Below are 18,705 nucleotides of genomic sequence, written 5' to 3' on the forward strand. Positions count from 1 at the left end.
TCAGACACATTAAAAATACTATTAAATTGTGATCAACTATATATTTTAGAATAGATAATGTAATCACTGAAATAAAAATCCCCGCAAAAGCAGGGAGTTTAAATATACAAAAGTAATGTGATTTAAGTTGGTTTTATTGTTTAGAACTTACCGACTAAGTTAATAAACCAACCTTTTGAATCGTAATTTAAATCAGTTAAATCATCACTAAAATCGGTAAAGTTATAACCAACACCTACTTTAAAGTGTTGACCGATATGACGATGCAAAGCAACCAACATACCGCTACGCTTATCGTCAGCTTCACTGACTTCAAGCATACGTCCTTCAATTAAGAAATCCCAATGTCTAATAACATGCCAATCAATTCTGGCAACATATAGGCTAGATGAACTATCGAACCATTCTCCAGCTTCTCTACCTGCTCGAATTTCACCTTTACGATGAGCTATTTTACCACCGATAGTCCAACGGGCGGTTAAATCGTAGTTCATATCAATGGCCGCAACATGACTGCGTTGTTGATAATCATTCTGCTGATAACTGGCAGTAAATTGTTCTGCAGGTGCTAAATCATATAAGTAGTTATAAGTTAGCAAAGCATTAAATCTATCGTTGGTAACAGGTCGATAAGCAAAACCTAAAAGCGCTTCGCTATAATCACTATTTAAACTTTCATCGATACTCGAATTACTAATAGCAAAATCAATACGTAATTGCGCTCGCCAATCAGGATTCACTTTATAAGAAAGGTTATTTCTAACTAAATAAGAGTCACGCTCTTCCAACGCTTGTTTGTCATTTCGATACTCTAACGCACCACCATATTTAAAATCTGTTGTCGCGTAATTGGCATTTACTACCACAGCATTACGCTCCAACGATGGGCGTCCAGGCTCTTCTTGCGTACCGTTCTCTAAGCTGAGTCCTAGCAACCAACGTTCACTTGGCAAATACTCAATACCGTAAGCATGTGTTAAACCAACACGATTATCTCCATGTTGATAGCGCTCTTCACCATAAACATTCACGGTATCACTATAGCGATGACGAATACCACTAACGAGCTGCCCATTTCGGCCACCTAAACCGTTATCAGTTCGGTCAGGATCCAGTGCATAATTTAAATAAATATTACTGGCATCATCATACTGATAATCAGTACCTATTAAGGCACCTAATCCTTGATTACCACCCGAGACTTCACCATTTAACTTAATGTTTTTAGATATTTGATAATTACCACCAAGACCCACACGGTTATTCGCTAATTTACTTTCGTCGTGCGTTAACGTTCCTTGTACAAAAGCGAGTAGCCCCCAATTAGCATCATGTTGATAGTCAACCTGTACCGCTAAATCGGTTCGTTTACCTATATTTTGTTGCTGAGCTTCTGTCGTAGCCTCACTATTTTCTGCGCGTAAACCGGCACTAATAGCCCATTGTTGATCAAGATCGTGACGTAAGTTTAGCTCGGCACTAAATTTATCTATACCGCCCTGCTCGTCTCTCGAGTCAACTTTCAAACTCGCTGCAGTGTCTTCCCCCACAGGTAGATTGATTTGAATACCCGCTTGCTCAGTATCATATTGACTAAATTGACCAACGCCTGAAAAATCTGCATCACGGTTTTGCCAATAGATATTTCCTCGTCCATTATTGTCCAAACCTAAATCTTTAAAAAGAAATGCAGATTCGACGCGCAACGCCTGAGCTTTATCATCAGTTGCGACTGGCGCAGTTAAGTCGCCAAAGTGATAGCCACCATTATTGGAGCTAATACTTGTAACACCTTGCCCTTCGGTTTGAGCGCCTTCTAATTTAATATAAGTTTGAGCAGAGTGACGATAGGTTAAATCAAGACCTTGTAACTTGTGGTCTTCAATCCCCATATCTTGCTTACTGCCACTAAAGCCTATTTTCCAGCTATCATTAACCCAATGGCTTATTCGTCCGCCAAGCGCTAAGTCATCTAACTCATCAAAACCCGGTGTATATTCATAATTAACCACTAAATAGGCCGAATGACCAGATAAACCACCTGTTCTAACCGTTTGATCATCTTGGCTAATAGAAGATAATGGTGTTGTTAATAAAACTCGTCCTTGAATCGCATTAATATCGTAATCAACACCCGCAACTAAAGGCTGTGAACTTAACACTAAACCAGAATCTTTATCACGTATTTCAATGGATAAACGTTCTGAGCCCTGGCTAATATCTTGATTGCCCAAATAGTACAATGAACCGCCTGTTCCACGGAATTCTTCGTAAGCGGCATTAGTACCTGCTTCAGCAGCAAATAAATCAACTTGCGTAGTACGCTCGCCAAATTCCGTTAATTTTTCACCATTCCAATCTAGACTAGCACCGTAGAGTCCGCGCTCAATACGAGAAAATTCTGTCTCATTTATATCAGAGATAAAATTACCCCACATTAAATGAGATTTATAATCGTTTATCTTGGCATAGAAACGACCTTGCGTAGGCGCGTCATCAACAAGTGTTGAATCATCGCCATAAACTGCATAATGGTTTTCTTCTTCTAACCGTCGTAATAAACTACTTGGGTCTTTCTTGTCAAAATTAGAAAATAAATCTTCTAACGGCTCTTCCGTTGAATCAATGCTGGTAGTGATGGTGTATTTATCACGCCACTTACCTTTTGCGTAAAAGGCAAGACGTCCATCAATGAATAGGTCATCATCAAAGGCATCGTCCTGAGTCAAAAGTTTAGCCGCACCATTGGTAGAGTTTTTACCTAGGGTTATATCAGCTAAGCCAACATAGAACCAATCCTCTTTTTTCAATTCAAGATGACGTTGAAATAGTTCCCCATTACCATCTTTATTAAGTACTGCCACTTCCGCATTGAATTGCCCAGAAGGTATTATTTGTTGATTTACAAATTCACCTTGTTCGTTAACAGGTACTTGCTGACCTAAAAAGTAAACGTGATGTTCAGCTGGCACTTTTTCGCCATTAACCGTTAACGTTCCACCACTTAACGGGATATTTTGCAATACAAGTCGACTCTCGCCATAGCCACTTAATGTTGCTTGATTTACAGGTAAATCAGGACGTAGAGGTGTACTTGTAGGCATAGCCGAGAGTTGTGTTTCATCAAAATTGCCTTCACTATCATAGACTCTTAATAAGTAATGATATTCAGCCAATGGCGTATCAGGCAGTGCCCACTGAGCTTGAAGTGCTTTATTAAGTGAAATGATCGCAACAGGATCAGCCTGAGATGATTGCCTATTACTAAATACACGTACCTCTGCTTTATCAATAAAATTAAGATAATTGCTATAACCTTGCCAATATATTTGCCAATGTTCATCAATCTCTTGCAGCACAGGTGTCATATTTAATGCTGGTTTTATTGATAAATTATCATACTGTAACTTAATATCAGCTTGATCCAAGGCAACATCAGTACAGCGTTGATGATCTGCATTACTACTTTGCTCTATGTCGTTCAATACTTGCCCATCAATACTAATCACTAAAGGACGAGCCTCTGTACTAGTAAACTGACAAACATCATTGCGCATCATCGACATCATAGGTTCAGGTATAACAACCTCATCATCAAACCAAGCATTTAATTCTACTCGACGATTTTGAGCTCTATCTTTTTCGGTTAAATTAGACGTGAGTGGTTCATTACTCCCTTTACCTTCAATAGTTATCGCGGTATCAGCCAATAACAATTTTTGTTGAAAATACTCAGCGACTACCTTGGCTCTAGCTATTGATAACGCTACATTGCTTTCATAAATTTTATGACTTCTGGTACTTAATGCTTGGCTATCAGCATGACCAACAAAATGTAATCGTACATTTTTCTTTCCTTTCAAGCTTTCAATAGCCTGATCAAACACTGATGTTAATTCATTGGACAGTGCATGTTTTCCTGAAGAAAAACTAACTTGAGGTAAGTTTTCCATCTCTAACGTTTTTGGTTCAAGCGCAAGAGTTGCCTGACTATTATTGGGTACATCAGGCAAGCCAAGGAAAACCCAAGATGCACTCGCTAAATTTTTCTCTGTATTCTCTTGTTTTTTAACAAGTACTTGACTGTTGTCTTCACTAACACGACCGGCGGAATCACGTGAAGTACAAACACTGGATTCTTCACAAAACTGCTCAGCAACAACAGGTATTGTGGTAGATATAGCAAGCGCGATTGAACTAGCTAGTAAACTGCGACGCACCATTAAATTACTCATTGCCAGCTCTCCTTACATTAACAACATCGTTAATATTTCCCTCATCCTGATATATTTCTTGTTCAATAATCAGTTCATATTGACAGTCACACTCTTGCCATAACTCTTCACTACTTTCGCGTAATAAAGTTAGGCGGCGTTCTATCAAGTCATCACTTTCATCATGCTTGGCATAAGCTAAACGTAAAATCGATGGTTTAAAGTGCAGCGCTTTAATCGCTGATTGCAATTGTTGTTGAGACTCATCATTCAACTTATCTCCTTCAAAAGCACCAGCACTTAGCTGAATACGCACAACACGGTGAATGGTCGCACCAAAGTTAGCTTTTACCATTTTACCGCGCGTTAAACGAACAACTCTTGGGTTTTCAGTCGTGATTCTAAAACCTGACGGTAAAGTACGTTCATCAATTTTAAGAATAAAATTAGATCCGCGCATTTCATTCGGTACACCAGCGCAAGCGATGTGATAACGACCCTGTTCATCGGTAGTAACTACTAACCCCTTTGCCGTAGCTAAACGTACTGCGGGTATGCCAGCTTCATCCTTGTCTTGGTAACCATTAGCATTTAAGTCATCAAATACCTTTCCGATAATATCTGAACAATCAAATAACGGATCTGGCACAATACGTACGGTCGCGTCAGCAATATTAGTAACAACTAATTGACTTTGTAAATATCCACCCCATGCCTGATTGACATACTCTCCTTCGCCAACACCAGCTCCAATAATAGTAATAAGATCAATTTGATACTGTTGATTTGGGGTGAAATCTAAATCAGACCAAATAAGTTGGCGTTCAGTAACAAGTGGCTCAACTTTCTCGCCGTCAATAGTCGCAGAGCCTTCAACATATTTGAATCCTGGCGGCAATTGATCAATGACACTAAGCTGACTCAAACTAAAGTTTTGATTATTCGTGACAACAATAGAGTAAGGAACAAAATCACCACGAGAAGCATTTTTCACGTTAGTCGTTTTAATGACACCCAGCATTTCATTATCAATAGGATCAACAGGAATATGATTATTAATAATATTGCCTGATGGTAATAACGGGTCAATATTGAAAGTTAAGTAATACTGTGTTCCTTCGTCTCCGTCGGAAAAATCTGCCGATGTAGCACCACAAGTTTCAGGATCTTGAACACTAGCACTCAATGCAGGAGGACTATCTTGACGTTGTACCAACGCTGGATTTGGCGATGCAAGCACGTCGACAGTATTAGTACACGCTAACAATACTCTAGATACTCCGGGTAAATAACCCGTTGGTTCGGTTACGACAAGGGTGTAAACCCCTTTAGGTGCAGAATTAAAAATTAGAAATTGATAAACACCATCTGCCCCGGTGATTTGTTCTACATTATCTAAACCACCAACTAAATCACGTTCTGGATCAAAGCCTGCAGGCCCTTCAAAACGAACAGTAGCACCCGCAACAGGCTCTCGAGTTTTACTGTCATAAACAATGCCTGACGGATCAATCGGTAGGTTTTGATTTTCAATATCCTCACCAACCTCTAAGGTGATGTTACGAATAGTACCAAAAGATAAATCAACACCTGCTTCATCGGAAACACCATAACCATAAATGGCACCATTTTGTTCGTGCATAAAACGCACTTCATAAACACCCGGTGATAAACCTTCAAATAAATAACGACCATTACTGTCTGTTTTTACGACCGCAATAGGTGTGATATCTTGATTATTTTTAGGATTATCTCGTGTATCAATAAGCTGAACGGTCCAACCTTCAAGACCATTACCTTCATCTTCATCACGGTTGTGGTTACTATCTAACCATACCAAGCCGCTGATACTAGCGGGGTCTCTAAGTAACTCGCCAAAATCATAGTCAGTAAGATGACTAATATGTTCAGTAAAAATAATCTCGCTGAATGAATCATTGTGTAACTCACCACCATGACTACCAATACTGTCTAGTCCATCATCTACATCACTTGGCTGTGTTTCCGTTACCAGATAACCTTGGCTATTAGGTAATGGTAAATGTTCAAAGGTATAACGACCATCAACCCCAGTTAATACACTGCGAACCACCGGATGACCATCAAGATCGATACCTTCAAGCTGTATAACAACATTTGGAATACCCGGCTCAGTTTCTGAACGGTTACCGTCTCGGTTTTGATCATTAAATACTCTGCCGCTTAATAGGCTACCTCGTTCGCCAAAGTTATAATCTACGCCGTTATTACCAGCAACAATGATAATATTACTAAATTGATCATTGCTAACTTCGCCCTCTAGACTACCGAGGTGCTCCTTACCATCGTGCCATGCTGCAGGCTGTGTTTGGCTAAGAACATAAGTGCCTGCACGTAATCCGACAAAGTTATACTTACCTTCACTATCGGTTACTTGAGTATATTCAACATTTTCATCTTCTTGCCAAGATTCAAGGCCTGTTAATGTGATAGTGACATCCGCAATCGTTAGTAATTCGTTTTCATCACGTTCACCATTATCATTTTCATCAACCCAAACCTCACCACTGAGTGACGCACCTTCTAACTCGGCAAAGTTATAGTTTTCAAGCTGTGTGTTTGATGCAAGTTGTATGTCAATAATGCTATCAGTTTGATAACTATCAGCAATAATTTGCTGGCCAATACTTTCTGCGCCATCTAAGTATTCAGTAGGCTGTGCTTCACTAATTTGATAACCGTTGACATCACTCGGGTCTAATGAGTCAAATAAATATCTCCCCTCGTCATCCGTTTTTACAGTACGAGAAACACTACTACCTAAGTGATCTTTGCCTGTTAAGGTAAGGTTGACATTGGCAATACCTGTTTCACTGGCTGTATAAAGGCCATCGGCATTAGCATCAATAAAAACAACACCGGCAATAGAAGCAATTGGCCATTCAGCAAAATTATACGCTTCTAACTTACTGGTTAATGTGATTTTAATGTTCGTGATTATATCGCTACCTTGACTATTAGGAACAATCACACCAGCAATACTTTCTTGGCCATCAAGATATTCAGTTGGATGCGTTTCTATCAAGCTATAGCCAGCAGCATCACTTGGTGGTAATTGCGTAAAGTGATATTGACCATCGGCATCAGTCTGTTGAACTAAATTGATCACTTGTCCGTTTTTACTGGTACCCGTTAATGTTAATTCAACATTAGCTAAGCCACTTTCAGTGGTATCTTTAAGACCATTTTTATTGTTATCAACAAAAACAACACCACTTAAACTACCTTGATATAACTCACCAAAATTATTGTTTGATAACGTCACCTTTGCTTTTAGCACTAAGCCAGTCAAATTATCTGAAGCAAGACTGTTTGCAACAATTACCCCTGCAATACTGTCTAAGCCATCGATATAATCTTTTGGCTGTACTTCACTAATTTGATAGCCGTTCTCATCACTAGGTTGTAATAAATCAAATAGGTATAAGCCATTTGCATCTGTCGTTGTATGACGCTCGACAACTGCACCAACATTATCTTTACCAGTTAAAGTAAGACTAACGTTTGCTATACCTACTTCATCTTTTGAATTAGCTAAATAAATACCATCAGCATCAGCATCAACAAAAACAGTACCCGTAATAGCCGCAATAGCCCACTCAGCAAAATTATAATTATCTAGCTTACTGTTTAAGTTAATTTGAATAGCGTCTAAGGTATCACTCGCTTCACTATTAGCAACGACGATACCGGCAATACTCTCTTTATTATCAAGATAGTCAGCAGGATGCGTTTCTATTAAGCGATAACCAGATGCGTTACTTGGTGGTAATTGGGTAAAGAGATAATAACCATTAGCATTTGTTTTCTGAACTAGGTTTATCGTCTCTCCATATAAACTCGTACCAACCAATGTCATTTCAACATTAGCGATCCCTGTTTCATTATTATTTTTAAGGCTATCTTGGTTAGCATCAATAAAAACAAAACCACTTAATTGACCTTTATAGACTTCACCAAAGTTATTGTTGGTAAGCTCTTGGTTCGCAATTAATTTAAGGCCCGTTAATATATCGCTACCACGGCTACTGGTTATAACAACGCCAGATATACTATCTAAACCATCGTTATAATCAGCGGGCTGTGTTTCAGTAATTTGATAACCATTACTATCGCTCGCATCTAATAGACCAAAATAATAAAAACCATTGGCATCGGTTGTGGTGGTTCGTGTTACTGCAATATCAGAAATATTTTTACCTGATAACGTTAATTCAACCCCAGCTAAAGCCCGTTTATTGATAGAGTATTGACCATTATTATTGTCATCAACAAAAACATAACCCGAAATTGAAGCCGTTGACCATTCTCCAAAATTATAATTTTCAAGTTGACTCGTTAGGGTTATTTGAATAGCAGTTAAACTATCACTACTCTCACTATTTGCCTGTACAACACCATTGATACTTTCTTGACCATCAAGATAATTAGTAGGATGTGTTTCTGTGACTATATAACCCGTAGCATTACTTGGTGGTAAGTTGGTAAAAAGATACTTACCATCAGCATCGGTTTGTTGTACTAGATTAAGTGTTTCTCCATTACTAGAAGTACCCGTTAAAGTTAACGTAACACCTGCAATCCCGTTATCACCAATATCTTTAAGGCCATTTTGATCCATATCTCCAAAAACAAAACCACTTAAGCTACCTTTATATAATTCACCAAAGTTATAGTTTTCTAAATTGGTATCGGCAATTAAATCAATACCGTTGATGTTGTCTGTGCTACGACTATTAGTAACCAAACTTCCTGAAGCATTATCTAAACCGTCATCAAAACTACTAGGCTGAACTTCACTAATATTATAACCAGCAGCATTGCTAGGAATAAGGTTATCAAATAAATAATTACCATCGACATCCGTGGTTTCGCTTAAATTAACAATGTTCCCATAAAGATCGGTACCACTTAAGTTAAGTGTAACCCCGGCAATACCTTCTTCATTACCATCTACTATCCCATCATCATTAAAGTCTGCATAAACCTGACCAGCAATAGACGATTTTGTAACCAGCACTATGTCACTATCAGTATTATTAGTGCTATCAGAATCGAAACCGGCGGTGGTAATAGTCGCTGTATTGGTACTCGTTCCACCTGGAGGATAAGTAATAAAGCGGACTGGCACGTCAATTATTACATTGCCACCATTATTGATGGTCTCCAAATCACAAACAAAACTTGTATCATTAGCCGCTCCAGTACAACTACCCTGAGCAGGAACCGGTGGTCCAGTTAATTCCATGCCTGCAGGTAAATTATTAGTTAGTTCTGAATCTGCACTATCCCCAGGACCATCATTAGCCACTATCATGGTCCAATTAAAAGGTTCATATACAGTGACCGAGGTTTTAGACGGCGTAATATCAACCGTTAAATCGAGTTGAATCCGTAACGAGGTACTTTCATCTTCTGTATTATTACCTAAATTAGTATCGGTTTCATTAGAGCCGACTGTTGGAGTAATAGTGACGGTATCGCCTGTTGGCTTAGGTTGAGTATCAGCCTTAAAGAATAAATAACGCGTGTATGTATCATTAGCCTCTAACTGAGTAGTTGCGGGTAATTCACAATGCATTGTCATGGTAGTAGCACCCGTTACCGAGCTTCCTACATTATCACAAATTGCAGTAGCGCCAATACAGCTACTATTACTTGCATCATCACATAAAAAAGTAAATTGTTTACCAGCTTCAGGTGCCAATATGGCGTCAAAATAGACACTAGTAGCGACAGAAGGACCACGATTGGTAATTTCCATTTTATAACGAATAACGTTATCAGTCGTTGCTGGGAATGCGGCAGGAGTTGGAGTCCAGCTTATAGGGTCTTCGACATCCGTGGTATTGATGAGTAAATCTAACTCTGCTGATTTAATGATTAAATTATTACTTTTATCATTATTAGTCAGATCGCTCTCTACTGTTGTCGTCTTAATTTCAGAAGCATTACCTAATGTCCAATCTGAGTTAGTATTTTCCCAACTTGGTCGTACATTGAGTGTAATAGTATGAGTTTCATTACGATTTAAAGTACCGATAGTACACGTGAGCACATTACCACTAAGCGGATCACAGCTACCCTGTGTAGAAACCGCTGAAATTAGATCGTAAGTAAAACCAGCATCAGGATCAAAAGTATGGGTTACCACAACGCCTTCGGCTTGTGATGGGCCATTATTTCTAAAAGTAAGTACCTTGGTAACATCTGTACCCGCTTTTGCTGGGTTGGGGTTAATAGTTAATGCTGTCATCTCAACATCAGCAATAGGATCTACCGTTAAATTGATACTGGCACTATTGTTATTTGGGTTATTATCACCTAATACAGCGGAATCCACTTCTGCAGTATTCGTCAAAAGGCCATCAGCTAAAGGTCGATCAACCGTAATGGTAAAAATTGAAACATCACTCATGGCCATAGTAGAACCATTTTTCAATTCACAACGCACTGTGCCATTAATGACGGTACAATCGAATTTACTTGAATTATCAGTCACTACTATTGGTGTTTCATTAGGCGAAGCACTAATAATATTTGATAAATAACCAGGAATATCATCCGTCACTACTACGGCATCATTATCCGTTCCACTCAGTGTATTCGGACCATAGTTAGTTACTGTTAATGTATAAGTTGCTTGGCTTTCCGTTGTTTCTAGTACATCATTTGTACCGCTGGTTGTGCTAACACTTTTAGTAATACCTAAGTCAGCAATTAAAGTCGTACTTTCTACTCCTGCACCAGTACAGTGATTATGATCAACAGGGTCATCTTGGCCTAATGTTGTACCATTATCTTCATCTGTAGCACAAGCATTGTTAGTTAACGTACCTGCAGCATTTGCGGTTGTTACTATAGATAAATAAGTTGAAAAATTTCCATTTGATAATTGATTACTATATTCACAGGTAACTACTTCAGGGCCAGATCCTGTAACAGCACAAGTCCAGTTTGTTCCAGAAGAAGAAACATAGCTTTCATTCACATCTAGGATGTCAACGATTGTCACGATACCTGTAGTGGTTCTAGGTCCATTGTTTTTGACTCGCAGAGTACTGGTCATATTAGAGCCTTGTGCGACAGGATTTGGTCCTTTAGTTTTAAAAATTTCTAAATCAGCGCCATCAGCAACAACATCAAACGTGACTGAGTCAGTATTATTACTTGCAATAGGATCATCATTATCAGCATCAATCACGACGCTATTAACAACATTTACTCCTGTGGGAGGGACATTAGTTGTAATAATAATATTATCAGTTGTACCGACAGCATAAGAAGTTCGAGTACATGTTACCGGGTTAGCAGTACCAGCGGTGCCAGAACAACTCCAACCGGTGCCGATAGCACTTATAAACGTAAAATCACTCGGTAAGGTATCAACAACCGTTATATTACTGGCATCAAATGGACCATTATTGCGAGGAGATAAAGTAAATGTAACGGTTTCACCGCCAATAATTGGCGATGCGACTGTTTTAGTAATACTGAGATCAGTACCGGGATTAATGACAGTGTTTTCTGTTGTCGTATTGTTATTATCAATAGGGTCTTTAGTCGTTAATGATTCAGTTGAGACAGTAGCGCTGTTAGTAATAGTACCTGTAATAGCTCCTTCAACCTTGGTATTAATAATAATCGCAGGAGCATTGGTACCATTAATCAAAGAGTTTCGGGTACATGTGACTAACTGACTTGCACTACCACAGCTCCATCCCGAGCCGCTGTATGAAACATAACTAACGCCGTTAGGTAAAGTATTAATCACTTTAATATCTTCAGCATCATTAGGTCCGGCATTATTAACAATTAATGTGTAATAAAATTCACCGCCAGCAATAACAGGGTCAGCGCTATCACTCATTGTTAAACTGAGATCTGCACCATTATCAATAGTGGTATTTTGAGTTGAGCTATTATTTCCAGAATTAATATCACTAGACGAAGTTCCCGCTGTTGCGGTAACCGCTATATCTGCTCCTGTACTAGCACTCGTCTTAATAACGATATTTACATCGATATCAGCCAAGCCTGCCAAAGTACCAAAAGCACAATTTACTGTACCGGGTGTAGCTAAATCATGAACACAGCTACCATTATCAACTGATACAAAAGTGGTCGTTGCTGGTAAAGGAAAAACCAAGGTTACATCATTTGCTGTATCACTGGCATTGTTACTCACCTTAACAGCATAATTGATTTCCCCACCACGAGGCGCGGGATCTGGAGTATCTTCTAGTGTTGATACAAGCACATCAGCAGCAAAAATATTGGCGCTAAAAAGTGCAATAAAAAAAACTAAATAATATGAATTTTTCATAACTTCCTTTTTTATTATATTAATCATCAATGAATAACGTTTAATAACGACTCATAAACCACTTGAAATTTTTTAATAAAATCAAGTCTATGTAGGACAAAAATCTCAGAGTAATAATTTATCCTCTGATAAACCCACAACGGTTAAAACAATAAAAAAGTCACATATAAGTTTATTTTTTTATAAAATTAAATTATTAATACTATAAAAACACATAATTAAAACCTATAAAAACAGAAAGTTAAATAAAATACTGTAGTAGTTAAAATAAATAGAATCACTTCTTTTTAAATTTCCAGCAATATAAAATTCAAAAAAAATAAAAACCCTGTAATAATTTATTTTCTATGTGATACTATTTTATTATTAAGTTAAAAAAGTAGGAATAATCATGACTCAAAGACGAAACTTTATAAGAGCAATAATAGGCTCTGCTATTGCTACCAGTTTGCTACCTAATATTAGCAACGCTAAGACAACATCAAACACTAGCGCTAATGCTCACTCTCAAATAAAACCTAAGCGTTTAAAAGCAGGAGATACCATAGGTTTAATTACTCCTAGCAGTAACACATGGGAAGATGAGGAAATTCATTTCGCCATTGATGTACTTAAATCTTTTGGTTTCAAAGTAAAACAGGGCAAATATATTTTTGAGCGTAAAGGATATCTTGCAGGTAGTGATAAAAATCGTGCTTGGGATGTTAATAACATGTTCAAAGACAAAAATGTTGATGGTATTTTTTGTCTACGAGGTGGCTACGGATCTCCTCAAATCTTGCCCTATTTAGATTATGATCTTATCGCAAAAAATCCCAAAGCACTTATCGGATACAGTGATATAACAGCACTATTAAATGCAATTCATGCTCGTACCGGTTTAGTGACTTTTCATGGACCTATTGCCAAACAAAATTTCACTGAATACACCTTAAAAAGTTTTAAAGATGTATTATTTACTCCCAAAGCGAATATAGACCTTGGAACACCACCTCTTTTTGAAGCAAAAGAAGGCCAAGCGGAAAAAGACAATAGGCTAACATTAATCAATAAAGGGGTCGCACATGGGCAACTTATTGGCGGAAATCTTTCTTTGATGGTGAAATTAATAGGCACCCCTTTTGAACCAGATTACACCGATAAAATTTTATTTTTAGAAGATGTCGAGGAAGCGCCCTATCGCGTTGATGGTATGTTAACGCACTTAAAAATCTCTGGTCGATTAGATAAGCTCGCTGGTATTGTTTTTGGTAAATGTACCGATTGCACCGCAACAGGAAACTCATTAAGTATCGAAGAAGTAATTAAAGAGCGTTTAGGCGATTTAAATATTCCAGTATTAAAAGGCCTAATGATCGGGCATATTGATGATATATCGACAATACCTGTTGGCGCTATGGCAAAACTTGATGCAACCAACAAGCGATTAATATTAACTGAAACAGCAGTTAGCTAGAGTACTTTATGCATAATTTACTATTCGTATTATCTCAAGCGCTAGTTTTCCCCCAACAATCTGATATTTATTTAGAAGTTGTTGGTGATCCCCATTCAACTAAAGACTGGGTCTTTTTTGCTCCACACGAAACAGAGTTTGTTGCCAATCAATATGTTGCTAAGCAAGTCGTTGATAAAGGTGGGGTGTTTATTATTTTAAGGCAAGATGGTAAACGCCTTATTACTTTAAATATTGACGGCACAAAAGTAAAAATAGATCCCAACCGTATCTTTACGTCACATGGACGCATAGAAAGTATAAAAAAATTAAATCCAACTATTGCTGAACAAAAAAACTTGGTTAATAAAACCGAGCAATTAGCGGAAAATCTCAGCAAATTTGTACTCAAAGCGCTAAACGGAAACCAAAAGCCAACGGCATTAGTTGCTATGCATAACAACACTAATGGTTATGAAAATGACGGTAAAAATGGTGTTGGTGATGTCTCTATTATTCGTTATCAAAAAAAATTTTCTAGCGGGGCTAACTATTTAATTGATGTATCTCATGGCTCCTATGATGAAGATGACTTATATTTCATGACCGATAGAAAAGACTTTGAAGCAGCAAAAGAACATGGATGGAATGCCGTATTGCAAAACCCACAAGTCGCTTACGATCCATCAGAAGACGATGGTTCGTTATCTGTGTATGCTGAAATGAAAGGCTATCGTTATATCAATGTGGAAGCAGAAAGAGTCAATAATGGTTTTGGTGAAGATCACCTATCAGTACAAACTGAAATGGTTGATTTTGTCTTTTCATTACTAGAAGAAAATAATGAATAATAGTATCCCTTGCTTACCAACCTAAAAAGAAATATATTATTCTCATATTAAAATCAATAATGAATTATTTATGAAAATAAAACCTCACATTTCGTACATCGACAATCAAATGCATATAGAAAATGTGTCGGTAGAGTCCATAGCTAAGGACATTCCTACACCTTTTTATTGTTATTCTTATTCTGCCATTAAGGCTGCTTACTTAGAATACGAAGCCGCCTTCAGCGATTTAGATACAATGATATGTTATGCGGTAAAAGCAAATTCTAATCAAGCAATATTAAAAACACTGTCCGACTTAGGTGCTGGGGCTGATGTGGTTTCCGAAGGTGAAATAAGAAGAGCATTAAGTGCCGGTATACCTGCTAATAAAATTGTCTTTTCAGGTGTAGCTAAAACTGAAGCTGAAATATCCTTGGCCCTGGATAATGATATTTTTCAGTTTAACGTTGAGTCTGAGCCTGAGTTATTATTAATTAGTCAAATAGCCGCTAGAAAAAATAAGTCTCCTGCGATTTCACTTAGAGTAAACCCTAATGTTTGTGCTAAAACACATGAAAAAATAACCACCGGAAAATCAGAAAACAAGTTTGGTATTCCAATAGCTAAAGCGAGAGAGGTTTATCGCTATGCTGCTTCATTACCAAATATCATCGTTCAGGGTGTCGATGTGCATATTGGCTCTCAATTAATAGATCTAGTACCTTTCGAAGAAGCGTTCAATAAGGTTGCAGAATTTGTTACTGTGTTAAAAGCTGATGGACATAAAATCTCTATTATTGATATTGGTGGCGGTTTAGGCATAGATTACAGTGAAGATGAGATTGAACCTGACAAAAATGCTTATGCAACCATAGTTAAACATTGCCTTAGCCATTTAGATTGTAAAATAATTATTGAACCAGGCAGGTCAATTGTTGGGAATGCAGGTGTACTTGTATCAAGTGTTGTTTATGTTAAAAAAGGGGAAGAGCGACAGTTTTTAATTTTAGATGCTGGTATGAATGACCTTGTTAGACCAAGTATGTATGATGCTTATCATCAAATAAAACCAATTAGTAATGCTATAACAGAAACCTCCCATTACGATATTGTTGGTCCGGTTTGTGAGACTGGCGACACCTTCTCGAAAAATAGAGAGTTACCGACTGCAAAAGCAGGTGATCTCATTGGTATTTTAAGCTGTGGCGCCTATGGTACTGTTATGTCTTCAACCTATAACACTCGCCTCAACGCACCTGAAATCATGGTTAATGATAAACAATTCGCAGTGATTAAATCGCGTTTAAGTTATGAAGAAGTTATTGCTCAAGATATAATTCCTAATTGGTTATTAAAATAATGTCCGGGCATTTGTAGAGGCGTTTGTAGGGGCGACTTCAGTCGCCTGTTCACAATACACATCAATAACGCTGTATTATGTTATTCTCATTATTAGCCGAATAAATTCGCCTCTACGATAATTATATTCAACTCCTTCGTAGGGTTTATTCTTTATCGGGCGAATAAATTAGCCCCTACGGTGATGATAATCAACTCCTTCGTAGGACGTTTTTGTAGGGGCGACTTCAGTCGCCTGAGCACAATAAACGCCGATAACGCTGTATTATGTTATATCCCATTATTAGACGAATAAATTCGCCTCTGCGGTGATAATAATCAATTCCTTCGTAGGTCGTTTTCTGTATTAGGCGAATAAATTCGCCTCTACGATAATTATATTCAACTCCTTCGTAGGGTTTATTCTTTATCGGGCGAATAAATTCGCCCCTACGGTGATGATAATTAATTCTTTCGTTGGACGTTTTCTATATGGGCGTTTTTGTAGGGGCGTTTGTAGGGGCGACTTCAGTCGCCTGAGCAGGATATACAAGGTGTATTTTAAAAAGCAGTTGTTACTCTTTAAATTTAAACTAACTAATGGGTTGAACTTTCATCAAAATAAATAGAGAACTCGCTGCCTTCTCCCCATTTGCTGGTAATCACTAATTCAGCTTTATGGTGAAGTAATACATGTTTAACTATTGCTAACCCTAGTCCTGAGCCTCCGGTATCGCGAGAGCGAGACTTATCAATACGATAAAAACGTTCTGTTAATCGATTTAATTGTTCAGATTTAATACCATCGCCATTATCTTTGACGCTAAATATCATTTTATCGCCATTTTTTTGCCAACTAATTTCAATAGTGCCGTGAGGTTGAGTATAAGCAATGGCATTAGAAATTAAATTGGTACACGCACTTTTCAATTCAGTTTCAATACCATAAATACCGATACCATGGGTAATATTAGTACGAATTTCATGCTGTTTTATTTGATTTAGCCACTTTGCATCTTCAACAAGATTTTCGATAAGGCTTGGCATATCAACAGGCTTCATCGCATCATCATCACGATTATTTTCTACTTTAGACAAACTCAGTAATTGTTCAACCAAGCGCTCCATTCGAGATACCTGCCCCTCAATGGTACAAAATACTTTTTGCCAATGGGAGTCTAACGCATATTCAGTTTCCTGAATCATTTCAACGTAACCACGAACAACCGTGAGTGGCGTTTTAAGTTCATGAGACACATTAGCTACAAACTCGCGTCGCATTTTTTTCATACGGTGATATTTAGCAATAGCACGAGACATTAAAAAAACACGTTCCCCACCAAAAGACATTACTGATATTTCAAGTTGTAGCTCATCATTAATAGGTGAAGTAATTAAACAAGGTGATTCAAAATTATCTTGGGATAAATATTCTGACAATACAGGATCAATAAGTAACTGCTCAATATGCTTACCAATGTCATCAGGAAAATTAACACCCAGTAAACGCTGTGCCTTTTTATTACCCGAAACAATTAATAAATCGTTAGATAAGATAAGCGCTGCATCAGGTAAAGCCTCTATTCCTGAGTGAAAACGAAAGTCTGACTTATCTTCAATATTTAAATGAGTTTGCATTATTTATACTTGCTATGTTGGTTATTAATCATATTGTTTGACAACAATATTTAGTTTTTAGACTTTTGGACTGTTTTACCCGAAAAGCGGTAACCTGCACCACGGACAGTTTGAATAAAATCTTCATGGCCCGCGCCTGAAATAGCTTTTCTTAAACGTCGGATATGAACATCAACGGTTCTATCTTCAACATAAACATTGGTTCCCCAGACATTATCCAGCAGTTGTTCGCGTGAATAAACACGTTCTGTATGAGTCATAAAGAAATGCAATAATCGAAACTCTGTTGGTCCCAAATCTAAGGCATCTTCATTGATAGTGACATGATGAGATACAGGATCTAACTTTAAACCATGAAACTCTACTTTTTCAGCTAGTAATGTCGGAGACACACGTCTAATTACGGCTTTAATACGGGCAATCAATTCTTTAGGTGAAAAAGGTTTAGTAACATAGTCATCAACACCTGCATCAAGGCCTTTCACTTTATCATCTTCATCAGCACGAGCGGTCAGCATGATAATAGGAATATTACGACTATATTCTCCTTGTTTTAATTCTTTAGCTAACTTGACACCACTTCCGCCAGGTAACATCCAATCAAGTAAAATTAGATCAGGGTATGGCTCAACAATTTTTTCTTTCGCTTCTTTTATATCAACAGCTTCGACCGAGTTAAAACCATTTTGTTCTAAAACAAAGGTGATCATTTCCCTGATTGGAGTTTCATCTTCAACAACTAAAATGTAACCACTCATACATATACCTTAAAATATATTTACGTCACGTAATTTTCAATGTTGCTATTATGCACAACAAAAATGACACTTTTGTGACAATAAACTAAGTGAAATACTTAATTACTTACCTTAAGTAACCACT

General features: G+C 37.6%; 7 protein-coding genes. 3 read left to right on the forward strand and 4 right to left on the reverse strand.

What is annotated here, in order from left to right:
• Positions 1-140 precede the first annotated feature (140 nt).
• The gene (locus KO509_RS00215; protein ID WP_215971273.1) at positions 141-4,235 is read right to left on the reverse strand and encodes an OmpA family protein; all 4,095 of its coding nucleotides are present in this window, start codon (positions 4,233-4,235) and stop codon (positions 141-143) included.
• Positions 4,228-12,579, reverse strand: coding sequence for an SdrD B-like domain-containing protein (locus KO509_RS00220; protein ID WP_215971274.1), 8,352 nt, complete (start codon positions 12,577-12,579; stop codon positions 4,228-4,230). The genes KO509_RS00215 and KO509_RS00220 overlap by 8 nt, the downstream gene beginning before the upstream one ends.
• 391 nt (positions 12,580-12,970) lie before the next feature.
• Here KO509_RS00220 and KO509_RS00225 point away from each other — a divergent pair, with 391 nt between their 5' ends.
• The 3 genes from KO509_RS00225 to lysA all read left to right on the forward strand — a co-directional run bounded on the left by KO509_RS00225 (position 12,971) and on the right by lysA (position 16,207).
• Complete coding sequence (locus KO509_RS00225; RefSeq protein ID WP_215971275.1) at positions 12,971-14,035, forward strand: LD-carboxypeptidase; 1,065 nt, start codon at positions 12,971-12,973, stop codon at positions 14,033-14,035.
• Between the two features lie 8 nt (positions 14,036-14,043).
• Positions 14,044-14,865 (forward strand): hypothetical protein, encoded by an 822-nt coding sequence (locus KO509_RS00230; RefSeq protein ID WP_215971276.1) that lies wholly within the window; start codon positions 14,044-14,046, stop codon positions 14,863-14,865.
• 70 nt (positions 14,866-14,935) lie between these two features.
• A complete protein-coding gene (gene lysA / locus KO509_RS00235; RefSeq protein WP_215971277.1) occupies positions 14,936-16,207 on the forward strand; it encodes a diaminopimelate decarboxylase in 1,272 nt (423 codons plus the stop codon).
• A 575-nt stretch (positions 16,208-16,782) separates the two neighbouring features.
• Here lysA and phoR read toward each other — a convergent pair.
• Both phoR and phoB read right to left on the reverse strand, forming a co-directional pair.
• Positions 16,783-17,823 (reverse strand): phosphate regulon sensor histidine kinase PhoR, encoded by a 1,041-nt coding sequence (gene phoR / locus KO509_RS00240; protein WP_215971278.1) that lies wholly within the window; start codon positions 17,821-17,823, stop codon positions 16,783-16,785.
• A 50-nt stretch (positions 17,824-17,873) separates the two neighbouring features.
• Positions 17,874-18,581, reverse strand: coding sequence for a phosphate regulon transcriptional regulator PhoB (gene phoB / locus KO509_RS00245; protein WP_215971279.1), 708 nt, complete (start codon positions 18,579-18,581; stop codon positions 17,874-17,876).
• Between the last annotated feature and the right edge of the window lie 124 nt (positions 18,582-18,705).

It is taken from the genome of Colwellia sp. C2M11 (assembly GCF_018860915.1).
In the GTDB taxonomy this organism is placed as follows: Bacteria; Pseudomonadota; Gammaproteobacteria; order Enterobacterales; family Alteromonadaceae; genus Colwellia.

Bases quoted from the DNA above. Each gene is read 5' to 3' on its own strand.
- KO509_RS00230 (WP_215971276.1), top strand. From the start codon at position 14,044: ATGCATAATTTACTATTCGTATTATCTCAAGCGCTAGTTTTCCCCCAA.
- KO509_RS00220 (WP_215971274.1), bottom strand. From the start codon at position 12,579: ATGAAAAATTCATATTATTTAGTTTTTTTTATTGCACTTTTTAGCGCC.
- KO509_RS00215 (WP_215971273.1), bottom strand. From the start codon at position 4,235: ATGAGTAATTTAATGGTGCGTCGCAGTTTACTAGCTAGTTCAATCGCG.
- lysA (WP_215971277.1), top strand. From the start codon at position 14,936: ATGAAAATAAAACCTCACATTTCGTACATCGACAATCAAATGCATATA.
- phoB (WP_215971279.1), bottom strand. From the start codon at position 18,581: ATGAGTGGTTACATTTTAGTTGTTGAAGATGAAACTCCAATCAGGGAA.
- phoR (WP_215971278.1), bottom strand. From the start codon at position 17,823: ATGCAAACTCATTTAAATATTGAAGATAAGTCAGACTTTCGTTTTCAC.
- KO509_RS00225 (WP_215971275.1), top strand. From the start codon at position 12,971: ATGACTCAAAGACGAAACTTTATAAGAGCAATAATAGGCTCTGCTATT.